This window comes from Streptomyces sp. NPDC054863 (assembly GCF_053610825.1).
On the sequence record NZ_JBSGZD010000303.1, the window covers coordinates 1 to 9,522 of the forward strand.

The 9,522-nt window shown below is 71.4% G+C and carries 4 protein-coding genes; 1 reads left to right on the forward strand and 3 read right to left on the reverse strand.

Annotation, left to right across the window (positions count from 1 at the left end; all coding sequences use genetic code 11):
- Positions 1-51: 51 nt before the first annotated feature.
- The 3 genes from ACWGIG_RS33000 to ACWGIG_RS33010 all read right to left on the reverse strand — a co-directional run bounded on the left by ACWGIG_RS33000 (position 52) and on the right by ACWGIG_RS33010 (position 4,711).
- On the reverse strand, positions 52-2,262 hold the full coding sequence (locus tag ACWGIG_RS33000; protein WP_453325370.1) for a polyribonucleotide nucleotidyltransferase: 2,211 nt from the start codon (positions 2,260-2,262) through the stop codon (positions 52-54).
- A 310-nt stretch (positions 2,263-2,572) separates the two neighbouring features.
- Positions 2,573-2,863, reverse strand: a complete 291-nt coding sequence (gene rpsO / locus ACWGIG_RS33005) for a 30S ribosomal protein S15 (protein ID WP_362416654.1) — start codon at positions 2,861-2,863, stop codon at positions 2,573-2,575.
- 204 nt (positions 2,864-3,067) lie between these two features.
- Entirely contained in the window at positions 3,068-4,711 is a 1,644-nt protein-coding gene (locus ACWGIG_RS33010) for an EsaB/YukD family protein (RefSeq protein WP_453325372.1), read from the reverse strand.
- Between the two features lie 531 nt (positions 4,712-5,242).
- On the opposite strand from ACWGIG_RS33010, the gene eccCa reads away from it, so the two are divergent.
- Complete coding sequence (gene eccCa, locus ACWGIG_RS33015; RefSeq protein ID WP_453325371.1) at positions 5,243-9,361, forward strand: type VII secretion protein EccCa; 4,119 nt, start codon at positions 5,243-5,245, stop codon at positions 9,359-9,361.
- Positions 9,362-9,522: the final 161 nt, after the last annotated feature.

Genomic DNA, 9,522 nt, shown 5'->3' on the forward strand with positions numbered 1-9,522 from the left:
GCCCCTCCGAGGAGGTGCGGGCCGTCGTCACGGAACTACTCGACGTCACTTTTAGGCGTCGTCCTTCTTGTCGTCGCCCTCTTCACCCTCGATGACGGGGATGAGGGAGAGCTTGCCGCGGGAGTCGATCTCGCCGATCTCGACCTGCACCTTGGAGCCGACCGCGAGCACGTCCTCGACGTTCTCCACGCGCTTGCCACCGGCGAGCTTGCGGATCTGCGAGATGTGCAGCAGGCCGTCCTTGCCCGGCATGAGCGACACGAACGCACCGAAGGTGGTGGTCTTGACGACCGTACCCAGGTAGCGCTCGCCGACCTCCGGCATGGTCGGGTTGGCGATCGAGTTGATCGTGGCGCGGGCGGCCTCGGCGGCCGGTCCGTCGGCGGCACCGATGTAGATGGTGCCGTCGTCCTCGATCGTGATGTCGGCGCCGGTGTCCTCCTGGATCTGGTTGATCATCTTGCCCTTGGGGCCGATGACCTCACCGATCTTGTCCACCGGGATCTTGACCGTGATGATGCGCGGCGCGTTCGGGGACATCTCGTCCGGAACGTCGATGGCCTCGTTCATCACGTCGAGGATGTGCAGACGTGCGTCGCGGGCCTGCTTCAGCGCGGCGTCCAGGACCGACGACGGGATGCCGTCGAGCTTGGTGTCGAGCTGGAGGGCCGTGACGAAGGTCTTCGTACCGGCGACCTTGAAGTCCATGTCGCCGAACGCGTCCTCGGCGCCGAGGATGTCGGTCAGCGCGACGTAGTGCGTCTTGCCGTCGATCTCCTCGGAGATGAGGCCCATGGCGATGCCGGCGACGGGGGCCTTGAGCGGCACACCGGCGTTCAGCAGCGACATGGTGGAGGCGCAGACCGAGCCCATCGACGTGGAGCCGTTGGAGCCCAGCGCCTCGGAGACCTGGCGGATCGCGTAGGGGAACTCCTCGCGCGTCGGCAGGACCGGCACGATCGCGCGCTCGGCGAGCGCGCCGTGGCCGATCTCGCGGCGCTTCGGGGAGCCGACGCGGCCCGTCTCACCGACGGAGTACGGCGGGAAGTTGTAGTTGTGCATGTAGCGCTTGCGGGTCACCGGGGAGAGGGTGTCCAGCATCTGCTCCATGCGCAGCATGTTGAGGGTGGTGACGCCCAGGATCTGGGTCTCGCCACGCTCGAACAGGGCGGAGCCGTGCACGCGCGGGATGGCCTCGACCTCGGCGGCCAGCGTACGGATGTCCGTGACGCCGCGGCCGTCGATGCGGACCTTGTCCTTGATGACGCGCTCGCGGACGAGCTTCTTCGTCAGGGCGCGGTAGGCACCGGAGATCTCCTTCTCGCGGCCCTCGAAGGCCGGGAGGAGCTTCTCGGCGGCGATCTCCTTGATGCGGTCCAGCTCAAGCTCGCGCTCCTGCTTGCCCGCGATGGTGAGCGCCTGGGACAGCTCCGACCTGACGGCCTTGGTGAGGGCCTCCAGGACGTCGTCCTGGTAGTCGAGGAAGACCGGGAACTCGCCGGTGGGCTTGGCAGCCTTGGAGGCGAGGTCCGACTGGGCCTTGCAGAGACCCTTGATGAAGGGCTTCGCGGCTTCCAGACCGGCGGCGACGATCTCCTCGGTGGGAGCCTCGGCGCCGTCCTTGACGAGCTGGATGGTCTTCTCGGTGGCCTCGGCCTCGACCATCATGATCGCGACGTCGCCGTCCTCCAGGACGCGACCGGCGACGACCATGTCGAAGACGGCGTCCTCAAGCTCGGTGTGCGTCGGGAACGCGACCCACTGACCCTTGATCAGGGCGACGCGGGTGGCGCCGATCGGGCCGGAGAAGGGCAGGCCCGCCAGGATCGTGGAGCAGGACGCGGCGTTGATGGCCACCACGTCGTACAGGTGGTCGGGGTTGAGCGCCATGATCGTCTCGACGATCTGGATCTCGTTGCGCAGGCCCTTCTTGAAGGAGGGGCGCAGCGGCCGGTCGATCAGGCGGCAGGTGAGGATCGCGTCCTCGGAGGGCCGGCCCTCACGGCGGAAGAAGCTGCCGGGGATCTTGCCGGCGGCGTACATGCGCTCTTCGACGTCCACCGTGAGGGGGAAGAAGTCGAGCTGGTCCTTGGGGCGCTTCGACGCGGTCGTGGCCGACAGCACCATGGTGTCGTCGTCCAGGTACGCGACGGCGGAGCCGGCGGCCTGCTTGGCCAGGCGGCCCGTCTCGAAGCGGATGGTGCGGGTGCCGAAAGTACCGTTGTCAATGACGGCCTCGGCGTAGTGGGTCTCGTTCTCCACTAGCGTTTTCTCCTCGTCTTCGTCTCCTGCGCCCGTGTGGCGAGGGACGGTGGCGGAGAAGCGCGCGCTCCGTCGTGGTGCGGGCCGGTCTTCGATCGAAGCACCCGGGGTCGTGTTTCTCCGGGGGCCACTACCGAGGACCGGCGGGCTGGACGCGTCGTGCTTCTCGCTCTTCGTTTTGTTTCCTGCGTGGTGCTGGTGCTTCGCGTACCAGACTAAGTGGGGTCCGGTACGTCGCGCACGTACAAGCTCTGTACGTACGGCAAAGGGAGCGGCTCCCAGTGGCGGGAACCGCTCCCTTCGTGGCGTACTACTTGGCGCCGCCGGCCGCACCGCGGCGGATGCCGAGGCGGTCGACCAGCGCGCGGAAGCGCTGGATGTCCTTCTTGGCGAGGTACTGGAGCAGGCGACGACGCTGGCCGACCAGGATCAGCAGACCCCGGCGGGAGTGGTGGTCGTGCTTGTGCGTCTTCAGGTGCTCGGTCAGGTCCGAGATGCGGCGGGAAAGCATGGCGACCTGGACCTCGGGGGAGCCGGTGTCGCCCTCCTTCTGGCCGAACTCGGTCATGATCTGCTTCTTGACAGCGGCGTCGAGCGCCATGCGTGCTCCTCGTGTGTAAGTGATTGCCACCGAGTGCCCCTGGTCTCGTTCTCAGGGGGATCTTCCGTTACTCGGGAGGCGTAGGTCCGCTGGGCGCAGCCCCCAGAGCTCCGGGGAGACTCCGATGGGCGCGTACACATACGGCCGTAGGTCAGAGTACCAGGCGGTTTGTGGGGTGGGGGCCGGTGGAGTGCGGGCCTGGGTCTACGGGCCCGTGGCACGGAGTGCGTGGTAGGCGTCGAAGACGGCCAGGCACAGCGGGACCGGGGTGAGCAGGACGCAGGCCTCGGCGAGCTCCAGGAAGCGGCCCCAGAAGGGGGTGACCCCCTTCTTCGGCACGATCAGGGCGATCGCGGCGAGGACGGCTGCCGCGGCGGCGGTGGCTGCGGTGATTCCGATCGTACGCAGGTCGGGTACGCCCGCGGAGGCGTGCGGCGTCCGGAGCGAGAGGCCGAGGACGAGCAGGAGGAGCGTCGCGAGGCCCGCGGCGAGGACGCAGGCGGCCTGGGCGGTGTGGCGGAAGAGGTGGGCGCGCATCAGGAGGGCGACGCCGAGGGCGAGCGCGAGGACCTGGGGGCGTACGCCGCCGGAGAAGGAGAGGACCGCTGCGGCGGCGACGGCGAGGAGGGCGCAGCCGCCGAGCAGACCGGTCAGGAGTTCGTGGCCGCGGCGGGTGCGGGTGGCGATGAGGTGGGCGTTGGTGTCGGGGTCGGGGCCGGGGCCGGTGCCCGCTTCCGGGTGGGTGGGGCTGAGGTGGGGGTCGGGGGCCGGGTCGAAGGCGCCGACCGTGGTGGGCGGCGGGGCGAAGCCGACGGGGAGGCGGGCGAAGCGGGCGGCGAGGCCGGGCAGGAAGGCGAGGGCGGCGACCAGGAGCGGGGCGCAGAGAGCGGCGGCTCTGGCGGGTTCGAGGTCGGCGAGGGTCGCGGTGAAGGTGAGGAGGAGGCCGGTGGCGGAGGCGAGGGCGGTGGCCAGGAAGGGGGCGTCGGTCGGGGGGTGGGTGGTGGAGGGAGCTCCGGTGGGGGGTGGAGTCCGGGTGGGGGATGGAGCCCAGGTGGGGGTTGGAGCTCGGCCGGGGGCTGGAGTGGGTTGCGGGGCTGGGGTGGGGGTGGTGCGGGTGGGGGGTGCGGCGAGGACCAGGAGTACGGAGGCGAGGAGGACGGCCGCGCAGGCCAGGAGGAGGTGGAGGCGGCCGGGGCCTTCTCCGGGGGCGGGCGGCAGGAGGGCGGTGCCTGCGACGGCTGCGTGCGCGAGGGCTGCCGCACCGAGGGCTACGGCCGAGCCCTGGTCCTCGTACACCCGGGTGCGTACCGCGGCGAGGGTGAGGAGAAGCACGGCGGCGAGTCCCGCGAGGATGCCGGGGAGGCCGTGTGTGTGGTGGCCGGGGGACGTGTTCCAGAGGAAGAACGCGAGGAGGGTGAGGAGGGCGGAGGTCGCGAACAGGCCTGCGGTGCGGGTGAGTTGATCGCTCCAGAGGGTGCGGTCCCGTGCGACGGCCGAGGCGACCGCGTCGGACACGTCGTCGAAGACGGGTGGGGCGAGGGACTCCGCGAAGGGGCGCAGGGCCAGGATCTCGCCGTCGAGGATCCGCTGGGCGGCGAGGGTGCGGGCGCTGTCGAGGACGGTGCCGTCGCGGCGTACGAGGTGGTAGCCGACGGGGGCGTACGGGGCGGGGCGCTGGGCGGAGAGCCGGAGGATCTCGGGGTGGAGGTCGGCGAGGGGGAGGTCGTCGGGGAGGGCCACGTCGATGCGGCTGTCGGGGGCGGTGATGGTGAGGCGGCAGAAGCCGGTGGGGGTGGGGGTCGGGGTGGAGAGGGGGGTTCGGGGGGCGGGGAGGGTTGGGGTTGGGATGGGGGCGGGGGCAGCGATGGTGGTGGGGGGTGGGGTGGTCAACTCCGGTCTCTCCTTCGGGGGCGTGGGCACCGGGTGGTGGGTGGTGCGGGTCGGTGGGGGTGTGCGGAGTGGTGGATGGCTGGGGTTGCCTGCGGCGCCGGCCCCTCCCCGCCCCTTCACCTGAACCGCTGGCCGCGGGGCTGGGGGGGGGGCAGTACGGCTTGCGCCGGTGGGGGGCTGGGGTTCCGGGCTGCGCCCGGTGCACGGACTGCGTCCGCGCGTCCTCAAACGCCGGACGGGCTGGAGGTGCCGCACAGGCCTGAAAGCACCCGGGCGGGCGGAGAGGCCCGAGTTGCCCGACGCACCCCGTTGCCCAACGGTGGAACGGTCGGGAAGGATGCGCGGGCCTGTCTCTCCGGTGTGCGAATTTCGTTCGCTTGTGCATCGGCGGAAGGAAGGGTTCGGCGACAGTAGGATCCCCGGCGGGTACGTCCGCAAGTGATCGACTGCGGGAGTAACACGCCTGTTCGGTAGGGGAATTGGGGATCCGTGAGTCAGATCGTCGTGAAGCGTCCGCCTCGGGTTCTGCCGCCCGGCGTGTCCGGGGAGCCGGTGCAGTTGCAACCGCCTCCGGAGCTCCCGCGCGGGCAGCAGGAGGGGGTGCTGATGCAGCTCCTGCCGATGCTGGGGATGGGGGGTTCGGTCGTCTTCCTGTTCATGGGGCAGCACGCGATCATGAAGGTGATGGGCGGGCTGATGGTCGTGTCGACCGTGGCCATGGCCGTTGCCATGTTCATCAGGCATCGGCGTGGTGCGCAGGGGCAGCTTGCCGATCTGCGGCGGGGCTATCTGGTGCATCTGGCGCAGGTGCGGCGGGCCGTACGGAAGACGGCGCGCGCGCAGCGGGACGTGCAGTACTACCTCCATCCGTCGCCCGAGCAGCTGTGGGCGCTGGTCGCCGAGGGCAGCCGGGTGTGGGAGCGCAGGCCCGGTGACGCGGACTTCGCGCAGGTGCGGGTGGGGCTGGGGAGTCAGGCGCTGGCCACTCCCCTGCTGGCGCCCGAGACCGCGCCGGTGGACGAGTTGGAGCCGCTGACGGCGGGGGCGCTGCGGCGGTTCCTCGACACCCACGGGACGGTGGGCGGGCTGCCGATGGCCCTGTCCCTGCGGGCCTTCTACCACCTGACGGTGAGTGGGGAGGAGGCCGGTGCACGGGGTTCCGCGCGTGCGGTGGTGGGGGCGTTGGCCGCGCTGCACTCCCCCGCTGATCTGGTGGTGGCCGTTGCCGCCGGTGAGGGGTGTGCGGCGGAGTGGGAGTGGGTGAAGTGGCTGCCGCATGCGCAGGTGGTGGGTGGGGAGCCTGACGGGGCCGGGGGCCGGCGGTTGGTCGCGGGCGGGGTTGCCGAGCTGGAAGGGCTGCTCGGGGAGGTGCTGGAAGGGCGGCCCCGGTTCCGGGCGGAGGGGCCCGCGGTACAGGACCGGCCGCATGTGGTGGTCGTGCTCGACGGGGTGGCGGTTCCTGCGGGGGCGGTGCTGGCGGGCGCCGAGGGGTTGCAGGGGGTGACGGTGATCGAGGTCGTGCCCGGTGAGCTGGGTGCGGAGGATGCGCGGGGCGGGCTGTCCGTCGTCGTTCGGGGCGGGGTGCTGCGGCTGGAGTCGGGGCACGGGGTCGCGTACGAGGGGGTGGCGGACGGTCTGGGGCTGGAGGCCGCCGAGGCGCTGGCCAGGCAGTTGGCGCCGCTGCGGGTGCCTTTGGTCGGGGAAGGGGGTGAACCGCTGCTGGAGGAGCTGGAGTTCACGGATCTGCTGGAGTTGGGGGATGCCGCCGAGGTGGAGGTGGCGCGGTCCTGGCGGCCTCGGGCGCGGGCGGACCGGTTGCGGGTGCCGATCGGGGTGGGCGAGGACGGCGCGCCCGTACTGCTGGATCTGAAGGAGGCGGCGCAGGAGGGGATGGGGCCGCACGGGCTGTGCGTGGGGGCGACCGGGTCGGGGAAGTCGGAGCTGCTGCGGACGCTGGTGCTGGGTCTTGCGGTCACCCACTCGTCGGAGACCTTGAACTTCGTCCTGGCGGACTTCAAGGGCGGGGCGACGTTCGCCGGGATGGCGCAGTTGCCGCACGTGGCGGCCGTGATCACCAATCTGGCCGATGACTTGACGCTCGTCGACCGGATGGGCGACTCGATCCGGGGCGAGCTGAACCGGCGGCAGGAGCTGCTGCGCGACGCCGGCAACTACGCGAACGTGCACGACTACGAGCGGGCGCGGGTGGCGGGGGCGACGGGTGCGGGCGGGGTGCCGTTGCGGCCGATTCCTTCGCTCGTTCTGGTGATCGACGAGTTCAGTGAGCTGTTGAGTGCGATGCCGGACTTCATCGAGATGTTCGTGCAGATCGGGCGGATCGGACGGTCGCTGGGGGTGCATCTGCTGCTGGCTTCCCAGCGGTTGGAGGAGGGGCGGCTGCGGGGACTTGAGACGTATCTGTCGTACCGGGTGGGGCTGCGGACGTTCTCGGCGGCGGAGTCCCGGGCGGCGCTGGGGGTGCCGGACGCGTACCAGCTGCCGAATGTGCCGGGGTCGGGGTACTTGAAGTACGGGACGGACGACATGGTGCGGTTCAAAGCGGCGTACGTGTCGGGGGCGTACCGGAGTGCGGCGGACGTGCGGGAGTCCGCCGACTCGGGCGTACGGCCGGTGGAGCGGCGGCCGGTGCTGTTCACGGCGGCGCGGGTGCCGGTGCGGTACGTGACAGAAGGGGCGCGGGCAGGAGCGGGGCCCGGCCCTGTGGTGCCTGGGGCGCGGGCGGCCGTCGAGGACGAGGCGCTGGCCGATTCCGTACTGGATGTGGTCGTGCGGCGGCTGGAGGGGCGCGGTCCGGCGGCCCACCGGGTGTGGCTGCCACCGCTGGACAGCTCGCCGGGGCTGGACCGGCTGACGGGTACGGGCGGGCCGGTGGCCGGGGCGGGCGGGTTGCTCCGTGTGCCGCTGGGGGTGGTCGACAAGCCGTACGAGCAGCGGCGGGACACCCTGTGGCGGGACTTCTCCGGGGCGGCCGGGCACATGCAGATCGTCGGCGGGCCGCAGTCCGGGAAGTCCACGCTGCTGCGGACGCTCGTCGCGGCGTTCGCGCTGACGCACTCGCCGCGTGACGTGCAGTTCTACGGGCTGGACTTCGGCGGTGGCGGGCTGTCGGCGGTGGCCGGGCTGCCGCACGTGGGCGGGGTCGCGGCGCGTCTGGATCCCGAGCGGGTGCGTCGTACGGTCGCGGAGGTGTACGGCGTGCTGACGGCGCGCGAGGAGTACTTCCGGGCGGCGGGCGTCGATTCCGTCGCGACGTACCGGGCGATGCGGGCGCGGGGCGGGCAGGCCGGGAGTGCGGACGGCGGTCGGTGCGGGGGCGATGTGTTCCTGGTGATCGACGGCTGGGGCAACTTCCGTACGGAGTACGAGGCCTTGGAGCCGGTCGTGGTCGACATCGCGGCGCGCGGGCTCGGCTACGGCGTCCATGTAGTACTGACCGCCTCGCGCTCGATGGAGGTACGGGCCCAGCTCAAGGACCTCCTGATGAACCGGCTGGAACTGCGGCTCGGCGACGTCATGGACTCGGAGCTGGACCGGCGGGTCGCCGCGCAGGTGCCGGCCGGGGCGCCGGGGCGGGGTCTGACTCCGGAGAAGCTGCACTTCATGGCGGCGGTGCCGAGGGGCGACGGGGTGGGGTCGGGGGAAGATCTCGCACCCAGGGCCGATGTCGCATCCGGAGGTGATCTCGCGTCCGGAGGTGATCTCGCGGAGGCGACGGCGGCGCTGGTGCGGGAGGTGTCGGAGCGGTGGGCCGGGGCGGACTCTGCTCCACAAGTACGTTTGCTGCCGAGGGAGTTGTCGGTACGGGAGCTGCCTTCGGGCGGTGCGCGTCCGGCGGAGGGGATCGCCTTCGGCATCGACGAGGACCGGCTGGAGCCGGTGTTCGTCGACTTCGAGCGGGATCCGTTCTTCCTGGTGTTCGGGGAGGGCGAGTCCGGCAAGACGAATCTGCTGCGCCTGCTGATCCGGCAGTTGAGCGAGCGGTACGCGGCCGAGGACTGCAAGATCTTCGTCATCGACAACCGGCGCGGGCTGCTGGACGTGACGCCCCCGTCGCACCTCGCCGAGTACGTACCCATGTCGCACTCCATGGACCACCACGTGGAGGCACTGGTGGAACTGATGCGGCGGCGGGCGCCGTCGGCGGACGTCACCGCGCGGGAGTTGCGGGAGCGGAGCTGGTGGCAGGGGCCGACGGTGTTCGTGGTGGTCGACGACTACGACCTGGTGTCGACGTCGAGCGGCAATCCCCTCGCGCCGCTGGCGGAACTGCTGCCGTTCGCACGGGACGTGGGGGTGCGGTTCGTGGTCGCGCGGAACACTGCGGGGGCGAGCAGGGCGGCGTACGAGCCGTTCGTACAGCGAATGGTGGAGCTGGGGGCGCAGGGGATCGTACTGTCCGGCGATCCGGGTGAGGGCGATGTCTTCGGGGGTGTACGGCCGCGGGCGATGCCCGCGGGGCGGGGGGTGGTGGTGTCGCGGAGACGGGGGTCGTCGCTGGTGCAGACGGGGTGGGTGGGGCACGGCGGAGACGGTGAGGGGCTTTCGGAGTTCTCGGGCCTCTCGGACCTCTCAGAGCTCTCGGACTGAGCGGTGGGAATGCGGGGGAATCCGGCGAGGTCCGGGGAATGCGGCCGGGTGGGGCGAGGTCCCGCCGACTGTGGCGCGGCGGGAAGTCCCGCGAGTGCAACCGGGCAGGCATGAAGACCGGTTGAGTCGAACGGTGCGGCCCCGGCACACCGTGCCGGGGC

Excerpts from the sequence above, each read along its gene's own strand:
- rpsO (WP_362416654.1), bottom strand. The coding sequence starts at position 2,863 with ATGGCGCTCGACGCCGCTGTCAAGAAGCAGATCATGACCGAGTTCGGC.